General features: G+C 47.0%; 1 pseudogene. It reads right to left on the minus strand.

Annotation, left to right across the window (positions count from 1 at the left end):
• Positions 1 to 201 precede the first annotated feature (201 nt).
• Positions 202 to 613 (minus strand): annotated as a pseudogene (locus HMPREF2890_RS00080) (resolvase); the annotation flags it as partial.

Consider the following 613-nt stretch of genomic DNA (forward strand, 5'->3'; position numbering starts at 1 on the left):
GGCGTATAGGTCAAAATGGTGGGTGAAACAGCCCAATAGCCATTTTCGTACTCAAGTATAGGTCAAAATGGTGGGTGAAGTAGAAGAAAAAACAGATACCTTTGTTCGTTGACCTGAAACGTAGCCGGCTCTGCAGGGGTGCAACCGGTGAGGGATACGGTCAATGGAGTCAGAACAGTTTACACTGACAGGGGAGGGGTACTATTGCCCCTCCTCTTTTTTGGATGTAAACTGGGCGATATCCCTATGCCTAAAAAACCCATCCACGAATCGTTTCTTGTGATCTTGGGACATTCCATTATGCGCTCTAAGACGGCTTTTGAGTGCAGTAAATAGCCCCTCAATGGCGTTGTTGGTTTTAGGGATCTGTATGTCCGAGTATTCCTCGTAAGTAAAGAGTGTAGGGAGGTATTGACGAAAGGAAAAGTGGGCTGATCTCAGTGATTTGTGCGTGTATTGCCATTTGCCGTTTTCATCATTTATGGTCCTCTCCTTGAGAAAAGCATCCCACTTGATCTCCCACTTTTTGAGCTGCGAGCTGAATGTGATACGGGACATCCTTCCTACACTCATAGCAAGCGCCAGAAGCTCTTGAGACGCCGGTAGTTTGGGG

Origin of the sequence: Porphyromonas sp. HMSC065F10 (assembly GCF_001808555.1) — a bacterium.
GTDB lineage: Bacteria > Bacteroidota > Bacteroidia > Bacteroidales > Porphyromonadaceae > Porphyromonas_A.